Source organism: Streptomyces sp. MB09-02B (assembly GCF_033794485.1).
GTDB lineage: Bacteria > Actinomycetota > Actinomycetes > Streptomycetales > Streptomycetaceae > Streptomyces.
This window is the reverse complement of the sequence record NZ_JARGEE010000165.1, coordinates 1-18,813: the sequence shown is the minus strand read 5'-3', so window position 1 is coordinate 18,813 and position 18,813 is coordinate 1. Positions and strand designations below refer to the sequence as shown.

Annotated in this window: 21 protein-coding genes; 5 read left to right on the top strand and 16 right to left on the bottom strand. The window is 66.7% G+C overall.

The features are described from left to right. Positions 1-155: 155 nt before the first annotated feature. Positions 156-515 (bottom strand): glyoxalase, encoded by a 360-nt coding sequence (locus P1P70_RS22775; RefSeq protein WP_319240630.1) that lies wholly within the window; start codon positions 513-515, stop codon positions 156-158. After that, positions 512-1,330, bottom strand: a complete 819-nt coding sequence (locus P1P70_RS22770) for a trans-aconitate 2-methyltransferase (RefSeq protein WP_319240628.1) — start codon at positions 1,328-1,330, stop codon at positions 512-514. Before P1P70_RS22770 ends, P1P70_RS22775 begins: the two co-directional genes overlap by 4 nt. A gap of 143 nt (positions 1,331-1,473) precedes the next feature. Here P1P70_RS22770 and P1P70_RS22765 point away from each other — a divergent pair, with 143 nt between their 5' ends. Then, a complete protein-coding gene (locus tag P1P70_RS22765) occupies positions 1,474-1,971 on the top strand; it encodes a MarR family winged helix-turn-helix transcriptional regulator (RefSeq protein WP_319240626.1) in 498 nt (165 codons plus the stop codon). On the opposite strand, the gene P1P70_RS22760 is transcribed toward P1P70_RS22765, so the two are convergent. Beyond that, a complete protein-coding gene (locus P1P70_RS22760) occupies positions 1,930-2,706 on the bottom strand; it encodes a response regulator transcription factor (protein WP_319240624.1) in 777 nt (258 codons plus the stop codon). The two genes, P1P70_RS22765 and P1P70_RS22760, sit on opposite strands and share 42 nt — an antisense overlap. Before the next feature lie 261 nt (positions 2,707-2,967). Between P1P70_RS22760 and P1P70_RS22755 the strand changes: the two genes are divergently transcribed. The 3 genes from P1P70_RS22755 (at position 2,968) to P1P70_RS22745 (ending at position 4,978) form a co-directional block, all read left to right on the top strand. Then, positions 2,968-3,411: a GNAT family N-acetyltransferase gene (locus P1P70_RS22755; protein WP_319240622.1), complete on the top strand. Its 444-nt coding sequence runs from the start codon at positions 2,968-2,970 to the stop codon at positions 3,409-3,411. Positions 3,412-3,955: 544 nt separating this feature from the next. After that, positions 3,956-4,501 (top strand): hypothetical protein, encoded by a 546-nt coding sequence (locus tag P1P70_RS22750; protein ID WP_319240620.1) that lies wholly within the window; start codon positions 3,956-3,958, stop codon positions 4,499-4,501. A 111-nt stretch (positions 4,502-4,612) separates the two neighbouring features. Beyond that, positions 4,613-4,978: a hypothetical protein gene (locus tag P1P70_RS22745; RefSeq protein WP_319240618.1), complete on the top strand. Its 366-nt coding sequence runs from the start codon at positions 4,613-4,615 to the stop codon at positions 4,976-4,978. Between the two features lie 21 nt (positions 4,979-4,999). Here P1P70_RS22745 and P1P70_RS22740 read toward each other — a convergent pair whose 3' ends face one another. The 11 genes from P1P70_RS22740 to galT form a co-directional block, all read right to left on the bottom strand. After that, positions 5,000-5,461 carry a hypothetical protein gene (locus P1P70_RS22740; RefSeq protein WP_319240616.1) on the bottom strand — a complete coding sequence of 154 codons (462 nt, stop codon included), beginning with the start codon at positions 5,459-5,461 and terminating at the stop codon, positions 5,000-5,002. Between the two features lie 146 nt (positions 5,462-5,607). Continuing rightward, complete coding sequence (locus tag P1P70_RS22735; protein ID WP_319240634.1) at positions 5,608-5,919, bottom strand: hypothetical protein; 312 nt, start codon at positions 5,917-5,919, stop codon at positions 5,608-5,610. Between the two features lie 131 nt (positions 5,920-6,050). Then, complete coding sequence (locus P1P70_RS22730; RefSeq protein ID WP_319240614.1) at positions 6,051-6,695, bottom strand: hypothetical protein; 645 nt, start codon at positions 6,693-6,695, stop codon at positions 6,051-6,053. An 8-nt stretch (positions 6,696-6,703) separates the two neighbouring features. Beyond that, on the bottom strand, positions 6,704-8,989 hold the full coding sequence (locus P1P70_RS22725) for a DUF6571 family protein (RefSeq protein ID WP_319240612.1): 2,286 nt from the start codon (positions 8,987-8,989) through the stop codon (positions 6,704-6,706). A gap of 9 nt (positions 8,990-8,998) precedes the next feature. Then, complete coding sequence (locus tag P1P70_RS22720) at positions 8,999-9,469, bottom strand: hypothetical protein (RefSeq protein WP_319240610.1); 471 nt, start codon at positions 9,467-9,469, stop codon at positions 8,999-9,001. Positions 9,470-9,643: 174 nt separating this feature from the next. Next, positions 9,644-11,005, bottom strand: a complete 1,362-nt coding sequence (gene mycP, locus P1P70_RS22715; RefSeq protein WP_319240608.1) for a type VII secretion-associated serine protease mycosin — start codon at positions 11,003-11,005, stop codon at positions 9,644-9,646. A 31-nt stretch (positions 11,006-11,036) separates the two neighbouring features. Next, positions 11,037-12,563, bottom strand: coding sequence for a hypothetical protein (locus tag P1P70_RS22710; protein WP_319240606.1), 1,527 nt, complete (start codon positions 12,561-12,563; stop codon positions 11,037-11,039). Further along, a complete protein-coding gene (locus P1P70_RS22705; protein WP_319240604.1) occupies positions 12,563-13,069 on the bottom strand; it encodes a hypothetical protein in 507 nt (168 codons plus the stop codon). The genes P1P70_RS22710 and P1P70_RS22705 overlap by 1 nt, the downstream gene beginning before the upstream one ends. 242 nt (positions 13,070-13,311) lie before the next feature. Continuing rightward, complete coding sequence (gene galK, locus P1P70_RS22700) at positions 13,312-14,472, bottom strand: galactokinase (RefSeq protein ID WP_319240602.1); 1,161 nt, start codon at positions 14,470-14,472, stop codon at positions 13,312-13,314. Between the two features lie 150 nt (positions 14,473-14,622). Beyond that, on the bottom strand, positions 14,623-15,597 hold the full coding sequence (gene galE / locus P1P70_RS22695; protein WP_319240600.1) for a UDP-glucose 4-epimerase GalE: 975 nt from the start codon (positions 15,595-15,597) through the stop codon (positions 14,623-14,625). Continuing rightward, complete coding sequence (galT, locus tag P1P70_RS22690) at positions 15,594-16,655, bottom strand: galactose-1-phosphate uridylyltransferase (RefSeq protein WP_319240598.1); 1,062 nt, start codon at positions 16,653-16,655, stop codon at positions 15,594-15,596. Before galT ends, galE begins: the two co-directional genes overlap by 4 nt. Before the next feature lie 296 nt (positions 16,656-16,951). Between galT and P1P70_RS22685 the strand changes: the two genes are divergently transcribed. Next, complete coding sequence (locus P1P70_RS22685; RefSeq protein ID WP_319240632.1) at positions 16,952-17,482, top strand: MOSC domain-containing protein; 531 nt, start codon at positions 16,952-16,954, stop codon at positions 17,480-17,482. Positions 17,483-17,514: 32 nt separating this feature from the next. On the opposite strand, the gene P1P70_RS22680 is transcribed toward P1P70_RS22685, so the two are convergent. Then, positions 17,515-18,384: a hypothetical protein gene (locus P1P70_RS22680; RefSeq protein ID WP_319240596.1), complete on the bottom strand. Its 870-nt coding sequence runs from the start codon at positions 18,382-18,384 to the stop codon at positions 17,515-17,517. A 32-nt stretch (positions 18,385-18,416) separates the two neighbouring features. After that, entirely contained in the window at positions 18,417-18,761 is a 345-nt protein-coding gene (locus tag P1P70_RS22675; RefSeq protein ID WP_413471526.1) for an ATP-binding protein, read from the bottom strand. Positions 18,762-18,813 lie beyond the last annotated feature (52 nt).

Below are 18,813 nucleotides of genomic sequence, written 5' to 3'. Positions count from 1 at the left end.
GGGACATGCGGGCTCCCTGAAGCTGAGGGGGGACGAGGGAGGAACACCGCGAAGGTAGGCGCGTATCTACCCGCCGTCAACATTCTGCACAACATCGACAGCATCGTCCCGCTCCGACCGCCCCGCTCCCGCAGGAAGCCGCCGCCGCCGGAGGATCAGAGCGGCTCCAGAAACTCCAACCGGTTCCCGACCGGATCCTCGGAATAGAAGCGGCGATACCCCGGCAGGTCGTCGTTCCAGGTCACGACGGCCCCGTGCCCGGCCAGCCGGGCGGCGAACGCGTCGATGCCCCGCACCCGCAGCCCGGGGTGAGCCTTCCGCGGCGGGCGGAATCCCGCCTCCATCCCCAGATGCAGCAGCACGTCCCCCGCCGCGAACCAGCACCCTCCCCGGACGGCGAGCGCGGGCGGCTTCTGGATCTCCGCCATCCCGAGGACGCCCACGTAGTACGCCCGCAGCCGGTCCTCCGTGCCGGGCGGCGCCGCCAGCAGGACGTGGTCGACCGCGGTGATCACCGGGCCGCCTCCGGCTTGTGGGCGACGGCGAAGATGCGGCGGAACGGGAACGGGGCGCCGTGGGGCGTGCGCGGATACGCCTCGCGGAGGGCGGCTCGGTACTCGGCGACGAAGGGGGCCGCGTCCGGGCCCAGTTCGGTGAGGATCGGGCGCAGGCCCGTGCCCGTGACCCAGTCGAGCACCGCGTCCTCGCCCTGGAGGAGGTGGACGTACGTCGTCTCCCACGCGTCGACCTCGCAGCCGAGGTCGGCGAGGGCGGCGTGGTAGTCGACGGGGGCGTGGACCGCGTCGTCGTGGCGGAGGGTGGCGCCGAGGCGCTTCTTCCAGCGGGCGGAGTGCGCCAGTTCGCGCATGAGGCGGTGGCTGGGCGAGTCGAAGTTCCCGGGGACCTGGAAGGCGAAGGTGCCGCCGGGAGCCAGGGCGTCGACCCAGGCGGGGAAGCGGTCCAGATGCCCGGGCACCCACTGGAACGTGGCGTTGCTGACGATCAGGTCGTACGGCTCCGGGGGCGCCCAGGTGAGGACGTCCGCCTCGGCGAAGTCGATGCGGCCGCCGCCCGGGGTGGGCCCCTCGTGGTCGGCCCGGGCCCGGTCGAGCATCTCGGGCGAGTTGTCGTACCCGGTGATGCGCGCGGTGGGCCAGCGGTCGGCGAGGAGCCAGGTGACGTTGCCGGGGCCGCAGCCGAGGTCGGCGACGCGGGGGTGCGCGGCGGGCGGGTCGGGGATGTGGGCGAGCAGGTCCACGAAGGCACGGGCGCGGTGGCCGGCGTGCCGCAGGTACTGCCGGGGGTCCCAGGTGGGGCTGGTGGCAGGCATGAGGGAGTTCCTCCTCGTCGTCGCTCACGTGTCACATGGCAACCCCAACTCTCGATCGCACTTATCTCGAAGTCAAGAGACTTGATACTAATCTTCTCGATCTCAAGAGACTTCACATCGACACAACCACTACACTGATCGCCATGGAGGACGAGGTCGATCGGCTGGTCGCAGCGTGGCGCCGGGAGCGCCCCGACCTCGACGTGGAGCCGCTGGAAGTACTCAGCCGGGTGAGCAGACTGGCCCGGCACCTGGATCGCGCGCGCCGGCTGGCGTTCGCGGAGCACCAGCTGGAGCCGTGGGAGTTCGACGTGCTGACGGCGCTGCGGCGGGCCGGGACCCCGTACCAGCTCTCGCCCGGTCAGCTGCTCACGCAGACGCTGGTGACGTCGGGCACGATGACCAACCGCATCGACCGGCTCACCAAGAAGAGCCTGGTCGAACGGCTGCCCGACCCCAGTGACCGCCGGGGCGTGCTCGTCCGGCTCACGGACGAGGGCCGGGACCGGGCGGACCAGGCACTCGCCGGCCTCCTCGACCAGGAACGCGCGATCCTGGCCGAGCTCTCCCGCACCCAGCGCGGCGAACTGGCAGGCCTGCTACGCCAGTTGACCGCCCCGTTCGACAACATCCCCGGCTAGGTCCACGGGCCCCACCCCGGCCCGGCGCGCGAGGGCGACCGCGGCGAGGGTGCTGTGCACGCCCAGCTTTCCGAGGACGTTCTGCATATGTGTGCGGACGGTGTGCGGGGAGAGGAACAGGCGCTCGGCGACGGCCTTGCGCCCCAGCCCCGCCACCATGCACCGGAGCACTTCCCGCTCACGCGGGGTGAGGGACTCCACGAGCCGCTCACTCTCCGTGCGGTGTTTGCGCGCGGCGGTCAACTCCCGCAGGACGCCCGTGAGCAACGCGGGCGGTAGATGCGTCTCGTCGCGGAGCACGCCCCGGATGACGGTGAGCAGCCGGGACAGCGAGCAGTCCTTGGCGACCCAGCCGGACGCGCCCGCCTGGAGGGCCAGCGCGGCCCTGCGCGGATCGTCCTTCTCGGCGAGGACGACGATCCGTACGCTCGGCTGTCCCGAACGCACGCCCGCGACGAGCGATATGCCGTCCACGAGCCCGTCCTCGCTGCCGTCCGCCACGGGTACGGCGGTCGGCCGCGCGCCGGGGACCTGGGCATGACCCCCCAGGTCGGCGTCGACCAGAAGCACGTCGTACTTGCGCCCCTCCGCCGCCGCGCGGTCCAGACAGCGCAGCGCCGCGGGGCCGCTGCCGGCCGCGGACACGTCGACGTCCGGCTCGGCGGCCAGCGCCGCCGCGAGCGACTCGGCGAAGATACGGTGGTCGTCGACGACCAGGACTCGGATGCGAACCACTGAAACCCCCACTGGTCGGGGGACGACCGGCGCGAGTACGGCGCCCGGAGCGTGCCCCGGTTTACACCTGGGACGGGGCGTCGCAGCCGCACGGCCGCCGCCGTGCTGAACCGCTACCCCCACTCCGGGCGTCGTACCCGACTGTCTCGCCCCCTGATCAGCACCGGCCCCCACCGGCGCTGTTCATCAGAGTACGGGCGGGGGGCAGGAGCGGAAGCTAATTTGCAGAACTGGTTGTCCAGCGCGTTTATCGTGTGCCGCATGTTTCGTATGGAGACTGAAGTCGACAGGGATCGAAGCCAATTGCTGCGTTCTCGACTGCGGGCCAGCAACACCGCGGCTTCGCCGGTCCTCCAGGACCTGCGCGGAACCCCCGACGCACGGGAGGTTCCACTCCAGGTCTGGGCCCTGGACGAGGCAGGTGACCTCGCCGGCGGCCTGGTCGGCCACACCTGGGCCACATGGCTTCACGTCACGTATCTCTGGGTCGACGAACGCCACCGGGGCGCGGGACTGGGCTCCCGTCTGCTGTCGCAGGCCGAGCGGACGGCCTCCCGGGAACGCGGCTGCCGGTCGGCGCGGGTGGAGACCTGGGACTTCCAGGCGCCGGAGTTCTACCAACGGCTCGGCTACAGGGTGGTGTGCGTGATCCCGGACTATCCGCCGGGGATCACCGAGTACACGCTCACGAAGAAACTCAGCTGACCTCGGGCCGGAGGCCGCGGCGGTGTCCAGGGCGCGTGGCGGAAGATCACCCGGGCCGAGAGCCGTGACGAGCCATCCGAAGCGCCATGCTCCGCATACCGACCGCGAACGGATGGTCGAGCTGCTGCCCCCTCCACCCCGCCTGACGGGCGGCACGGGCGATCACCTGACTGCCTGGGCACCGCTCGGCGTCGTACCGGGCGAGGGCGGGCTCGAGGGGCAGGGCCGGTTCGGCGGAGAGCACCGCCACGAGAGTGACCGCGTCCTCCAGCGCCTGGCAGGCGCCCTAGCCGCGAACACCCGGGAACCTCATCCTCACGGCCAGGCCAGGGGCTCCCCCTAAGTACTCGCGCTCGCCCCGGTACTCAGCTCCCACCAATCTGTCGGCGACGGGAGATTGAGTACCGCCACTCATACCCTCACCTCGCCCGCATCGCAGGATTTGGGCATGACACACCGCCCTCGCCGCTCCAGACGGCAGTGGAAGATCGCCCTCGCTCTAACGCCCCTACTGGGTCTGCTCGTCACAGTGGGATGGGTCCGCGTGCTCGAACCGATCTGGAACGGCACCCCCTACCCGGTCGCGGATCCGAGGGCCACCGCTGATCGCTTGGACGGTCACACCCAGACTGTCTACGACGCGCTCGATCTGGCAGAGGCCGAACTGGAGCCGGGTTATGGCAACGACGGAAACGGATACGGCTGCCACTACCGGGGGCTGCGGCACCTCCTCAAGCAGTTGCCGAGCACCCCGCCGAGCGTGCCGGGCGTAGTTGACGTCAGCAATGAATGGGCGCTGAGGGGCACTTCCACCGCCGAGGCCCAAGCGGCTGTGGGGCGGGCGCGGAAGGCACTGACTGCCCAAGGGTGGCAGGTCACTCGGTACGACCGCATCAAGGACCTGTTCGACCTGGCTATGCGCCCCCCGGGCAACGACGGCGACGCCGTCCGGGTCAGCACGTACCCTCAGGGGCTGGTCGTGGTATCGGCGTACGGCGCATGCGCTCGCTACCCGTCCGGCACCCCTGTGGACAGCTTGGGCAAGCCGAAGCTACCTGCCCAGCGGGCGCCGATACAGCTTCGCGGCTGACGCTCGACGACCGGAGCGACGGGGAGCCAGAGGCCAAACTGTTTCTTCCGCAATCCGCCGTCTGTTCAGAAGAGCGATCCATGCCCGGCTCAACGAGACGAAGCACTTCAGGTGACACCAACACTTCTCGGCGAGTGCAAGCCGAACCGGAACGGCGCGAACGACCTCTCCACGCACACCACCCCCGACGTGAAGGCGTGGCTGGCGAAAAACCCGCACGTCCACTTCAATTTCCCCCCTCGGATCCTCGTGGCTGAACCAGATCGAGATCTGGTTCGGGATCATCACCCGGCAGTCCATCCGCCGCGGCACGTTCTCCAGCGTCAACGTCCTGGTCAAACAGATCCGCGACTACATCAACTCCTAGAACGAGAACGCGAAACCCTTCACCTGGACCGCCCCGCCGACGAGATCCTCGCCAAGGTCCGACTCGTCCAGACCAGCCTGAAGAAACTCGTCAATAACAACTCGAAGTAGCACAATCAGGATCACGAGACACTAGAAGCGTTCAATCTCCTCACCGTTTGGGACCTTGTAGCAACCGGATACGAGGTCCAGGCTCAGCGACGGTGGGTCATCCTTCGACATTTCGATGATGTTCACACTGGTTTTCTTCTCGCCATTGTCGGCAGTCAGGTTTATGTTCTTATTCTTGCTGTTGTCAGGCCCGTACTCGATAATTTCCCACCCACGCTTCGGCATTTCTTCCTTGAGTCGCTCCATTGCTACGTCGAGATCACCCACAGATGCGGGATAAAAACTCCACGGGTGGAAAATGCGGAAGTATGTCTCCCTGTCCTTGCCTGCGCATTCCATTACTCCCGGGCGATTATCAGACGCCTTCCCTTTGACTCCGATCAGGTCGTAGATCCCGCTGGACACCTTTTCCATCGCGTCGGAAGCATCGCTGGAGGTACTCGTGCCGGCGAACGGAATTTCATCGGATTCGTTGTCAGTCATGCTGCATCCCGTGATGGTCGTGAGGGCAAGGGGTATGGCGAGCACGAGGGCACTCAGTGAATTTTTCACCAAGGGAGCCTTACTTCGTCGGACTGGACTTGTGGGCTGGCCATTTTGTCACCGTGCCTCCGTCGGGACCGAACCTTCTACTTCACCCGCGACCAGTCGTACGGCGCCTTCGGATCCACCGAATCGCCCTTCCCGACAATAACGAGCGCCTGATTCTGCAGGCTTGTGGTGCCCCCCTTCCAATAGTCGCTGTGCCCTTTGGTGTCCGTGGACATTTGATTGGCACCGAACTTTTCGTCGCTGGGGATAACCCAACCGTCCCCGCCATGGCCATAGCGTCCGATGTCCGGAGCTGGATCTCCGTCCGCCTGCTGGTTCCACACATGCCCCTTGGGCACGTCCATCTCGTCGGCATGGGACACCTTGACTCCGGGGCTGCCAGCGAAAATGACGTCATCAGCGTTTTAGCTAGGCCTGCCAGGTCTCGGCCGTCGGCGACGAAATGGGCCGCCGACTTCGTCGACGACCCATCAAGAAAGATCAAAGCTAACGGACGCGGCGGGCCGATTCGCAGGAATTTTTAAATAGCGCTCGGAACTTCTGGGCTGTTCTTACACTTGAGACCGTCCACCAGCTTGCGCGTGAAGTGTGCCGTCATTTCACGTAGGACCTTGACATCAAAATCTGAGACATTTCGCACTTGGGTCTCGATTTCTAGAGGGAGTTGAGCTTCCTGGTCTCGATGACTCCCCTCAACTTTGCAGGGAATCACCGCAACCAGATGCAATCCTTCGTCTTCACGCTTGACGAGGATGCTCTTGCCAACAGATTGCCAACCGATTCCCGCTTCGCCCGCCTTGATTCTCTGCTGCGAATAGGTGGACCAACTCACATAGGATAGAAATTCATCACTTCTTCCCTCAACACCCAGATCACACGGGTGTTCCGAGACGGCATAATGCAATTCGCTCCCAGGCTCCCAGCGTCGCGACATGCCGACGAGGGAAGACATGATTTCATCTACGGAAGTAAGGGAATTCTCGACACGCAACACCCCACTTCCCATCTCACCCTGAAGGGCATCGACACTACTGGAGCCAAACAGCTCATTACACACACTCCAACCCTTTGGCGATTTACTCCTATTACTACTATCGCCGGAACAGGAGGAAAGCATTGCAGACATAAAAACGACGACGCCCAGGACTGGAATCATCCTGCCCAAGAACCGCATCAAAACACCTTCTCATTGTCCGAGATCGCATCCTTGCCATCCCTGTACGATCCCTCGATGCCAGGGACAAGCGCGTTCTTTTCTTCTGCGCTCATACCGACAGCATCGGCGTAGTTAGAGAAAGGAACCCACGCTCCCCGCTCACCGACCTCCTCAAGCGTTTGCACCTGTCGCAATGCTTCCGGGTCATTCTTGTATTCATTGTCCTCCAAATATTGCAGCGTGTGTGTGCCATAGGCCGTATTGACCGCCTCACCCCCCGATTCCACGACGATCGGTACGACGGTGGCGGCGACAACTCCAGCGGCGGGCCCCAGGAACAGTGCAGTCCCACCGGCCACGACCAACGAGACGCCACCCGTCATTGCCGACTTCCTCCATTCCCCGGTCTGCTCCATCTTCAAATTTTCCGCACCTTCAATATCCTTGAAATCTTCGCGAATCTGATGCGATCGTGATTCATCGAGGATTCCATGCATTTTGGCCGCATTATGCGCGAAAGAAACTCCGCTGCCGCGATCGTTCTCAAGAGCCGCAAGTCCACTGGCTTCAAAAACCTGCTGGGCGACGGTCAGAGTCTTGTACCCCTCCTCATCACCAGCCACCAGCATCATGAAGTTCCGTGCTTCCAACTCACCGAACGGCGTGCGAGTCGAACCGTCACTGCTATGCATGAAAAGTCGATCGCGCTGCAACTCATCGCCCGAGTCGCCGAAGTTTTTGATGGAGTAGTTAAGGTCATCGATGTATGCCGCCCCCATCCGGGCCAGGCTGTCCTTCATAGCCTCGGGGGGAGCGTCCTCGGAGGTGACGTTGTAGCGCTCGATGACCTTTCTCATGACCTCGGCGGTGTCCTCGTCGCGGTGCAGTTCCGGAGGGTTCGCGCCATATGGGTGGCCTGTTGTCGCCGACTCGAGGGCGTGGCCGAGGGCGTCCGGGCCGAAACTGCGGGCCTTCTCGGCCTCGTCGCTGCCGGGGTGGGAAAGGGTGTCCGCCGGCCACTCGAAGTTTTTATCCGTGAGCTCGTCGAAGTATTTGTAGTCGAGGGTCGCGTTCTTTTTCACCGTCCCGTCGTCGTTGTAGACCGTGGGTACCTCGTCGTTGAAGAACTTGGTAGAGGCTTGAGGGCTGTGTCCCAGGGCTTCCAGTACGCCGGTCAGCGGGTCGTAGCCTGCTCCCGACCGGCCGGACGGGTTGAAACCCAGGTCGAGGTCCCCCGTGTGCGGCTTGTTCGAGACGAACCGGTAGGGGTCCTTGTGGTGCAACTGCACGATGTGCTCTGCGATGGGGTTGAGGAATCTGTGATCGTAGTTGCCGGATCGAAGGAGCCCACTCAGGATCTGGTAGCCGTAGGGAGACTGGGGCGCGCCCGGCTGGAGTTGGATTGGCTGGGTCCCCAGGCGGCGGAGCTCGGTGGCCCAGCTCGAGGGCAAGTGCGGTTTGTTGTCGGGGTCCGTCGCCGAGGCCAGTGCCATGCCCATGTTGTGCTGGAACTGTTTGGTGAGATCCAGTCTGGTCTTGTGCTCCCCTGCCGTACCGTCCAGCGCCATGCGGCCGTAGAAGTCCAGAGCTTCCTTCGGGCCGCCGAGGGACTTGTAGAAGGGTGTTGAGAAGTCGGGGTCCTTCGCGTTGTACTTCATGATGGAGTTCAGTTCGGTGAACTGTTTGTCCGTCATCTCCGGGCCGAGCTTCGCGAGTTCCGCCGCGCGCTCGGCCTGGGCTTCGTCCAGGGAGTCGTACGAGCTGTGGCCGGCGTTGTGTCGGTCGTTGCCGTGGCTCTTGCGCAGGGCGCGGGCGACCGAAGCGTCGATCTCCGACGCTCGGGCGAGAAGCCGGTTGATCCGGTCCTCCAACTCCTGCTTGGCGTCGAGCTGTTCCTGCGTACGTTCGTCGGTGTCGCCCCGGATGTGCACGAAGAAGCAACGGACCTGACCGTCGCCGATGTCGTCGACGCGGATGCCGAGGTTCGAGGCATCCACCTGGACCGCCGTCTTGATCTTCTTCTGGAGTGAGTCCAGCTCCGTGTGGGCGTCGTCAAGGACGTGGTAGATGCTGTTCGCCTCCGTACGGAGGTCAGCGATCTCCTTCGTCGTCTTGGTGACGAACCCACGTGTCACCGTGGCGTTCTGTCCGGCCCAGCGAGCCGCGTCCGACTTCGCCTGCATGCCCTTGCGGGCATTCTCCGAGAGTGTCTTCAGGCCGTCGACGGTGTTCTTCCAGTCGGAGACAGCCGTGCCGAGCTTGCCCAGATCGACTTCGAGGAGGTCCGTGTAGGTGAGGGGCATCGGGCGCTCCTACTTGAAGTACTCGTTGAGTTGGGACACCGGAACGGTCAATCCGTCATAGGACCGGAGGACGGAGGAGATTTTCTCGTCGTCGTTGGCGTGCAACTTCTTGCTGTAGTCGAGATGGTTGGAGATGTGCGCACAGGCCTGAAGGACCGACTTCACCTGAGACGTCCAGATCTCGACCGTCGTCTCCAAAGCGCCGCCCATCTCGAAATTGTGGGACTTCAGCGCGGCGGCCGACTGAGCGGTGGATCCGACACCGGTCTTTTCGGAACCTGCGCCCGCGATGTCCGCCTCTTTGTGAAGCTGGTCGTAGAGGATGAACGCCTCATGGCCTACGGCACCCAAGTCGTCCTGGTGCACCACCAGATCGCCGCCGCCGGCACTCCCCCGGTCGGCGAGCTGGTTGAGCTGCATGTGCTCTCCGTGTGTCCCGGCCACATTGGCCTTCGACTGCTCCCACTCGTCCCAGGCCATGCGCCCGCATCCCCCCGAAGTCCCGTATGCACCAGGCTCGCGCTCGCAACTGCTCGCGGCGCTTCTTACCGCCGCTTCAACTTACCAATGTGGCTCTTGGCGTGAATCGCTTGCACGGCGTCTCACATGAAGGTTTCACACACGTCCGGGCCGGCAGGCTCCTGATGTCCGGGCTCAGGTGGAGCCCGCCCCCCGGTCGGTGGGAGCGTGGTGGCCCGGGGCACTGGGAGGTGAGTACGGAGAAGGCGGATAGTGCGGTGAGGGGTACTGGAGTTGGCCCGGGGGGTACATGGTTACCGGGCCCGGCACGGCTTTCGGAGCACGGCGTTTGCGGACGATGACGAAGGCTGTGATCGCCCCGCCGAGGAGTGCGGCGACGCCGCCCAGCACGATCCACATGATGGTGCTGTCCTTGGACGCGGGGACTGACTTCTCGGTCTCGGTGTTCCTCTCCCGGGCGGGGGAATCGGCGGCATCGGTTGCCGACGGCTCGGGAGACGGCGACGCGGAGGATGCGGCCGCGAGGTCCGGGAGTGGGTATTCGTCTGCCGGGCCCGGGTCGCCGGGGTTCTGCAATGCGATGCGGGGGCGGACGATGCCGTAGCCGATGGAGTCGTTGCGCTTGGCGCCGTCGGTGGGGGCGCCGATGGTGTTGAGCATGACGCGGAGGACCTGGTTGTTGGTCCAGGTGGGGTGCTTGGACCAGATGAGGGCGGCGCTGGCGGAGGCGAGGGCGGTGGCGTCGCTGGTGCCGCTGGTCTTGCAGAGGCCGGTCTTACCTCCACAGGCATGAACCATGTCTTCGCCAGGGGCGGAGATGTCAACCTCGGGGCCGTACTGGGACCAGGACGCCCGACGGAGGTTCTTACCTACTGCCGCCACGGCCACGACACCGGGCGTGGCAGCCAGTTCGCTCATCTGATGCACCTTGTCGGCATCGTTGCCGACGCCTGCGAAGACCAGCGAGCCTTTGTCCACGGCGTACCTGACCGCCTCGGTCAGCTCAGGGTTTCTGTAGCCGCCGTCCATCGAGATGTTGATGACCTGGGCTCCGGAATCAGCAGCGTAACGAATGCTCTTGCTGAAATACCCCGACCCATCGAATGCACCCATCTCATCGGGATGTGGCATCCGGATGGGAAGGATTTTGGCCCCGGGGGCTAGCCCGAACGCACCGTCACCGCCTCCATACGCCCCCGTGCCAGCTATAAGCCCGGCCATTCCGGTCCCGTGACCGTCGTAATCCGTGTGCTCGTCGCCGACGCGGCTTGAAGGCGCGAAGTCCTTCCCTTCAAGTACCTGCCCTTCCAAGTCGGGATTATCCGGGTCGACTCCGGTGTCGATGACGGCGACCGTGATGCCCTTGCCGGTGCTGGTCTGCCACATCTGCTCGGCCTTCATCGCGTCAAGAAACCACTGCTGCTCGCGGGTTGAGGCGGCGTGGGCAGGTACTCCCGTGACTCCCACCAGTAGCAGGCCGAGTAGCGCCGATTCCATGGCACGGTGGCGTCCGTGTCGAGGGCTGGTGGTGTGCATGCGGTTCGCTCTCTCCGTTCCGGGATATGCGTCAGTCGACGGCCGGTGGTGCGGTGCGGTTGTTGTCCTGCCGTCGGTTCTCCTCGCTGCGGGCAGGACCGCGTGGCCGAACGTTCCTGTTGTCCGTGCTCGTTGAGGAGTTCGGCCCGGATACGCGACGGGTGGCTGTTCCTCTGTTCTCGCCAGGGCGAACCCCGCTGGGTGCACCGCCTACGATGCCGCCACGCGTCGTACCACCACCGGAGGTCGTACCGGTTCCTGCCGGCCCACCCGAGCCACCAGAGCTGCGCACCGTGCGGCCCGTCTGTTGTGGAGCGCCGCCGATGACGCCGCCGTTCGGCGAGGGGAGACGGCGACCGGGCGTCGGTCCCTGCTGACCGGCCGCTCGTCCTGTGGGAGTCGCCGTACCGGTGGTGGGGCCCATCGGGGGGCGACCGGTCGAGGCCGGTGGTGCCCCCACCACTGTTCCACGATGGGTCGTTCCCGCCTGGCCGCCCATGGGCGGGGTGACCGGGCGACCCCCGATGATGCCGTTACTACCGCCCGGCACACGCGCGGCATTCGGAGATTGGAAAGCCTGACCAGCAGGGAACTGCGGCATTCGGCCAGTCATGGCCGACCGCCCCTGCGCCGTCGGGCCACCAACAGGCGAACCCTGCCTGCCCGTCACTGGCGGAACCCAATTCGAGTGTGGAGGACTTCCAGGCCCCTCCAACCGTCCGGCACCGGGCAGACCGTTCGGTGGACCCGTCGCTGTCCGCTTGTCCTGCGGCAGCGTCTCCACGGAATCGATAGCCATCCGGGTCGGAGGCTCGTCCACCGACGGTGCGACACGCTCCCGAGGAGGGGGATCCAACGATCGCTTCACGTCGGAAGTGTCGGAGGTGGTATCCCGGCTCCGCCGCCCTGAATCCAGCGAGGCAACTTCGCCGGTCGAAGGGGCACTCTGCGCAGAGGCACTCGGACGTGCCAGGTCAGAACTTTGTGCATCGACAGGGGCTGGCACGATCGCCGTCGGCGGCGGCGCGAACCTAGGCCGCTCCAGCGCATTCAGCTGCGTAGCCGAAAACGCGTAAGCCTGCCCCAGCTTCACCATCTCCGCGGCGGCCTCCTGCCGCAGCTTCTCCTTGCCGGCTGCCAGCGCCGCGAGTTCGGCTGCGGACTTGGCGGAGATGGTGTCCGCGTCGGGGTCGTTGTGGGCGACCGTCGCCGCGTCGAGGTTCGCCTGGGCTCCCTCCGCCGTGCGCGGGATCGCGGCCTGGGCGCGGGCGATGGCGTCGGAGGCCTGGGCCAGCCATTTCGCGGAGCTCTCGCTGAAGTCGCCCAAACGCAGGGTGGAGTTGGCGAGGTCGGCGGTCCAGGCGCGGAAGGCGTCGGCGCCCTCGCCCTTCCACTCGACCCACTGGGGGCGGACCTTGAGCTCGTCGGCGATCTTGCGGATTTCCTCGGCCGCCTTCGCCAACCGAACAGCCGCGGCCTGAACAGTGCCACTGTTCGCCTGGTCGAGCCACTGGAGCATGCGCTCGTGGCTCATGCCGTCGAACGTGCCGCCCGCCATCAGATCGTGCCTCCCGAGTCGCCGCCGTCCGCGGGTGCCTGTGCCTGATCCGGCGGTGTCGTGTCCCGGCCGGTACCGCCACGCTGTGGCAGACCCGGGTCGTACGCCCCGCCGTAGTGCTCCGTCGTCTCCGCGCTGATCGCCGCCATGCGGTCGCGGATGTCGAGGTCGATGTTCTGGTAACCCTTGTGGGCGGCGAGGACGGCGATGCCCATGCCCTCCATTGAGTCGGAGAGGAGCTTCGAGAGGTTCTCCAGTTCGGTGATGACCGTCTCGTATGCCGTGAAAAGGCCCGCAGCCTCCGCCCACTCGTCGTTGCCGCCGCCGAACCGGGTGCGTACGAGCTGTTCCTGGCCCACCGTGCCGGGGCCGGCGTCGGAGTCCTTGAGGTCGCTGATCAGCTGGTCGACGCGCTTCTGGAAGGCCGTGATCGACGACAGTTCGGTGACCAGGTCGGTGGCCGCGTCCCGCGCGGAGTCGAATACTGAGTCGAACAGGCCGGACACCCATGAACCATCCGAGGATCCGTCCGCCCCGTCGCCGTTCGACATCGTTGCCCTCCCCATAAAGCCGCTACCTCACCGACAACTCTAACTACCTGCTGTGACAGTGTCGTGGGCTGGTTCCGTGAACACATGAGTGCTCGTACTCAGATGTCGCTCCGGAGTGGGGGGAGTTGGTGGTGTTCATGGTTGTGGGGCGGGCCGTACTCCGGCCCGCCCCACCTCACGCCTCGCACCTCACACGGTCACGAAACCCGCCGCGCCCCCGCCGAAGGCACCGCCGCGAAGACCCGGGGGGCGGTGAAGTCGGCCTCGGCGAAGGCCTCCTCCACCGCCTTGGTGACCGCGTCCGCGTCGGTCGCGTCGACGAGGACGATCGCGGAGCCGCCGAAGCCGCCGCCGGTCATCCGGGCACCGAGAGCGCCGGCGGCGAGGGCGGTGTCGACGACGAGGTCCAGCTCGGGGCAGGAGATGCGGAAGTCGTCGCGGAGCGAGGCGTGGCCCTCGACCAGGACGGGACCGATCGCGCGGGTCTCGCCCGACTCCAGCAGGGAGACCACGCGCTCGACGCGCTGGTCCTCGGTGACCACGTGGCGGACGAGGCGGCGGACCTCCTCGTCGTCGCCGAGGCGGTCGAGGGCCGCGTCCAGCTCGTCGTAGGCGACGTCGCGCAGCGCGTCGACGCCGAGGAGGGCCGCGCCCTTCTCGCAGCCGGCGCGGCGCTTGCCGTACTCGCCCTCGCTGTGGGAGTGCTTGACCTGGGTGTCGACGACCAGCAGCTGCATGCCCTCGGCGGCCAGGTCGAAGGGGATCTGCCGCTGGGACAGGTCCCGGGTGTCGAGGAACAGGGCGTGGCCCGTCTCGCAGCACGCGGAGGCCGTCTGGTCCATGATCCCGGTCGGGGCGCCGACGTAGACGTTCTCCGCGCGCTGGCACAGGCGGGCCAGCTGCCAGCCCTTGAGGCCCAGGTCGTAGAGGTCGTTGAGGGCCAGGGCGACGACCACTTCGAGGGCCGCCGAGGAGGAGAGGCCGGCGCCCGTGGGGACCGTGGACGTCAGGTGCACGTCCGCGCCGGTCACCGCCGTGTGGCCCGCCTCGCGCAGCGCCCAGAGGACACCCGACGGGTACGCCGTCCAGGCACGGTCGGTCTCCGGGGTCAGCGCGTCGAGGGACAGTTCGACCACGCCGCCCTCGACGTCGTCGGAGTGCAGGCGCAGGACCCCGTCCGTGCGCCGGGAGACGGCGGCGACGGTGGTGTGCGGGAGGGCGAAGGGCATGACGAAGCCGTCGTTGTAGTCGGTGTGCTCTCCGATGAGGTTCACCCGGCCCGGCGCGGCCCACACTCCCTCCGGCGCCGCCCCGTAGAGCTCCTCGAACCGCTCGGCGACGACGACAGCCTCGCTCATCCCGTGACCCTGACCTTTCCGTACTGGACCGACGAACCGGCTCGGCCGATGAACTGGCCGAGCCGGCACACTACTTGGCGCGAACGGGCGCGGACCCGCGCCCCTGGGACCTTCCGCGCCCCACGACGCGCTACCGCGCGCCGCTGCGCCTTACTGCGCGCGCTCCTGCGTGAAGCGCCACGCGTCCGCCACGATCTCCGCGAGGTCCGCGCGCGACGGGTTCCAGCCGAGCCGCTCGCGGGCCGTGGCGGCGGAGGCGACCAGGGTGGCGGGGTCTCCGGCCCGGCGCGGGGCGACGACCTCGGGGATCGGGTGGCCGGTGACCCGGCGGACGGTCTCGATCACCTCGCGCACCGAGAAGCCGTTGCCGTTGCCCAGGTTGCAGATGAGGTGCTCGCCCGGCTGCGCGGCGTTCAGCGCCAGCAGGTGGGCGTCGGCGAGGTCGGCGACGTGGATGTAGTCGCGGACGCAGGTGCCGTCGGGGGTCGGGTAGTCCTCGCCGTAGACGGAGATCGCGTCCCGCCTGCCCTGCGCGACCTGGAGCACCAGCGGGATGAGGTGCGACTCGGGGTCGTGGCGCTCACCGCAGGCGCCGTACGCGCCGGCCACGTTGAAGTAGCGCAGCGAGACGGCGCCCAGGCCGTGGGCGGTGGCCTCGCCGGTGATCATGTGGTCGACGGCCAGCTTGGAGGCGCCGTACGGGCTGGTCGGCCTGGTCGGCGCGGACTCCACGATGGGGGTGGTCTCCGGCTCGCCGTAGGTGGCGGCCGTGGAGGAGAACACCAGCTTGCGGACGCCCGCCTCGCGCATCGCGGCGAGCAGGGCCATGGTGCCGCCGACGTTGTTGTCCCAGTACTTCTCGGGCTTCACGACGGACTCGCCGACCTGCGAGAACGCGGCGAAGTGCAGGACGGCGTCGAAGGAGCCGTCGAGCCACTTGGCGGCGTCGCGGATGTCGCCCTCGACGAAGGTGGCGCCGGCCGGGACGCCCTCGCGGAAGCCGGTCGAGAGGTTGTCGAGGACGACGACCTCGTGGCCCGCCTCCAGCAGGTGCTGGGCGACCACGCTGCCGACATACCCCGCGCCACCGGTGACCAGGTACTTGCCGTGGTGCTTCCCGCTCATGAACTCGCTACCTCTCGCAGTCGCTCGGCCGCGCGCTCCGGCGGCACGTCGTTGATGAACACGTTCATGCCGGATTCGGAACCCGCGAGAAACTTCAGCTTGCCGGTGGTGCGGCGAATGGTGAAGAGCTCCAGATGCAGCGCGAAGTCCTCGCGCTGGACACCCTCGAACTCCTCCAGCGTGCCGAACGGGGCCTGGTGCCAGGCCGCGATGTACGGCGTCGGAGGCTCGCCCTCGCCGAAGATCCGGTCGAAGCGCCTCAAGAGTTCCAGATAGACCTGGGGGAATTCTGTGCGGGCGTCCTCGTCGAGCGCGAGCAGGTCGGGCACGCGGCGCTTCGGGTACAGGTGCACCTCGTACGGCCAGTGCGCCGCGTACGGCACGAAGGCGACCCAGTGTGCGGTCTCCAAAACCACCCGCTCGCCCGCGAGCTCGCTCTGCAGGACGGCGTCGAAGAGGTTCTCGCCGCCGGTGGCGTCCTTGTGTGCGGCCAGTGAGCGGAGCATCAGCGCGGTGCGGGGTGTGGTGAAGGGGTACCCGTAGATCTGCCCGTGGGGGTGCCCCAGGGTCACACCTATCTCGGCGCCGCGGTTCTCGAAGCAGAACACCTGCTCGACCGAGGGGAGATTCGACAGCTCCGCCGTGCGGTCGGTCCACGCGTCCAGGACGAGGCGGGCCTGCTCGTCGGTCAGGTCGGCGAACGAGGCGTTGTGGTCCGAGGTGAAGCAGACGACCTCGCAGCGGCCGGAGTCGCCGGCGAGCGAGGGGAAGCGGTTCTCGAACACCACGGCGTCGTACGACGAGTCCGGGATCTCGCTGAGCCGGTCGCCCTCGGAGGGGCAGAGCGGGCATTCGTTCGCCGGGGGGTGGTAGATGCGGCCCTGGCGGTGCGAGGCGACCGCGACGGAGTCACCGAGCAGCGGGTCCCTGCGCACCTCCGAAGTGGTGACGGTGCGCTCCAGGGGCCGCCTGTCCACCGCGTCGCGCACGGTGTCGTCGCGCAGGTCGTAGTAGATCAGCTCACGACCGTCGGCCAGCCGGGTCGAGGTCTTCTTCACGCCGGACTCCCCATCCCACCCATCAAACAGAACCGAACACATCAAAGCACAAGTTCCGACGTTCGTCACCATCACAATCAAACAAAGATCACCAGATGCCGACTGAAGTGAGCTGTGCAGTGGAGAATCTCGCGGTCCCCACCTCGGAGGGGGAGCGGTTGGAGGATGAGCGGGACTCCGGATGACGCCGGGCGCGAGGGCCGGGGGCACTCCGGCCCTTGCGCCCTGCCCGACCGCGGCTAGGGTCGTGGCTGGTGACGGTCACCGAGGAGGGGGATCCGAGGGTGTACGGAACAGTGACGGCGGTCAGCAGCAACGGCGAGTACTCGTTCACCAAGCCGAACCGGGACAGCATCACGCTGCTCGCCGGGCTCGGGGTGGAGGGTGATGTGCATGCCGGTGTGACGGTCAAGCACCGTTCACGGGTGGCGCAGGATCCCACACAACCGAACCTGCGCCAGGTCCACTTGATCCATGAAGAACTCTTCGCCGAGGTCGATGCGGAGGGGTTCACGGTGACACCCGGTGACCTCGGCGAGAACATCACCACGAACGGCATCGATCTGCTCGGGCTGCCGGTGGGCACGCTGCTGCGCATCGGGGACGAGGCGGTCCTGGAGGTGACCGGCCTGCGCAATCCCTGCCTGCAGATCGACAACTTCAAGGCCGGGTTGCTGAAGCGGGTGGTCGGCCGCGACACGGCCGGGAAGCTCGTGCTCAAGGCCGGAATCATGAGCATCGTGAGGGAGGGCGGCGTGGTGCGGCCGGGCGACCCGATCAAGGCGGAACTCCCGAACGGGCCGCACCGCCCCTTGGAACGGGTCTGACATCCCACCGCGCTCTTGGTGGGACGCCCTGGTCAGTCCTCGAACAGCTCGGCCGCGTCGGTGACGTCGTAGGCCCGGTCCACCCAGATCTGGAGGATGTCAGGGTCGGTGCAGGCGCGTACCCGCCGGCGGACCTCGTCGGGTACGTCGATGTGCCGGCGGTCCAGGGTGCGCAGGACGCTCGCGATCCGCTCCTCGACCCGCCCCTCCTCACGCAGCTTCACCGCGACCGGGTTCTTGAAGAAGTAGTTGACCGGCATCATCAGTTCCTTCCACATCTTCTTCGCCTGGGCGTCCACCAAGCCCGACTCGACAAGCTCCGCGAACACCGCCGCGGTGTCCGGGTTCACGGTCCGCAGAACCGCCGCAAGGGGTTCCAGTATCGCAGCGGCATCCCGGCCTTTACCATGCGCGATCGCCGAAAACACCGCGAGAGTGACATCCCGCGCCACCTCCGCCTCGTCCGCGATCACCGGCACGTTGTCCGGTCCGAGGACGAGTGGTCGTACGACCAGAGAGGCCCAGTCCGGCAGACCGAAGCGGATGGGCTGGGCAGCCCATTTGGCGGTGGAGCGGTTCTGGGTCATGACGATCAGCACCGGCTCCACGCGGTACTTCTCGTGGAGGTAGGCGAGGTAGTACGGCCAGCTGCCCCTCTTCCGATCGTCCTTCTCCCCCTGCGATTCCAGGACCAGCAGGAAGGCACCCTCCTCGGTGTCCACCCGCAGCAGGCTGTCCACCCGGCGCTCCACCGGAGCGATCTCCGTCAGGTCCGTGTAGACCACGGAGATCGAGCGTGGCTCCGGGAAGGGCACATGGAACAGCCTCCGGAAGCTGCGGATCATGCCCTCGGTGTCCTTCTGGCAGATCTGATGCAGCGCCTCGTGCGGCGAGCTGACCATCGGATCTCCTTTCCGTCGGGATGCTCAACGAGCTATGCGGTCAGCAGTTCGCACCACACGTATTTGCCGCGATGGCCGAAGCGGGAGGACGACTGCCAGCCCCAGATGTCCGTGCAGGCGCGCACGAGGGCGAGGCCTCGGCCCGTTTCGGTGTCGGGCTTCGCCAAGTGGCCTGGGGGCTCCGGGGGTTCGGGGTCCGCGTCCCAGGCTCCGATCCAGAGCGTGCCGTTCGACCAGCGGACGCGCAGGGCCGCCGGGCCCTTGGTGTGCAGCACGGCGTTCGCGATCAGTTCCGTGGCGAGGAGTTCGGCGGGGTCGAGGAGGGCGGCCATTCCGGTCTTACGCTCCGTACCAAGACCCGTGTTTAGATGTGGCACATCTCTGACGCCCTAAAAACACGAACACTAGCTATCAAACCCCATGTAACCG

Coding starts and splice junctions, on each gene's coding strand:
- P1P70_RS22770 (WP_319240628.1), bottom strand. CDS start 1,330: ATGCCTGCCACCAGCCCCACCTGGGACCCCCGGCAGTACCTGCGGCAC.
- P1P70_RS22765 (WP_319240626.1), top strand. CDS start 1,474: ATGGAGGACGAGGTCGATCGGCTGGTCGCAGCGTGGCGCCGGGAGCGC.
- P1P70_RS22755 (WP_319240622.1), top strand. CDS start 2,968: ATGTTTCGTATGGAGACTGAAGTCGACAGGGATCGAAGCCAATTGCTG.
- P1P70_RS22740 (WP_319240616.1), bottom strand. CDS start 5,461: ATGACTGACAACGAATCCGATGAAATTCCGTTCGCCGGCACGAGTACC.
- P1P70_RS22725 (WP_319240612.1), bottom strand. CDS start 8,989: ATGCCCCTCACCTACACGGACCTCCTCGAAGTCGATCTGGGCAAGCTC.
- P1P70_RS22720 (WP_319240610.1), bottom strand. CDS start 9,469: ATGGCCTGGGACGAGTGGGAGCAGTCGAAGGCCAATGTGGCCGGGACA.
- mycP (WP_319240608.1), bottom strand. CDS start 11,005: ATGCACACCACCAGCCCTCGACACGGACGCCACCGTGCCATGGAATCG.
- P1P70_RS22710 (WP_319240606.1), bottom strand. CDS start 12,563: ATGGCGGGCGGCACGTTCGACGGCATGAGCCACGAGCGCATGCTCCAG.
- galK (WP_319240602.1), bottom strand. CDS start 14,472: ATGAGCGAGGCTGTCGTCGTCGCCGAGCGGTTCGAGGAGCTCTACGGG.
- galE (WP_319240600.1), bottom strand. CDS start 15,597: ATGAGCGGGAAGCACCACGGCAAGTACCTGGTCACCGGTGGCGCGGGG.
- P1P70_RS22680 (WP_319240596.1), bottom strand. CDS start 18,384: ATGGTCAGCTCGCCGCACGAGGCGCTGCATCAGATCTGCCAGAAGGAC.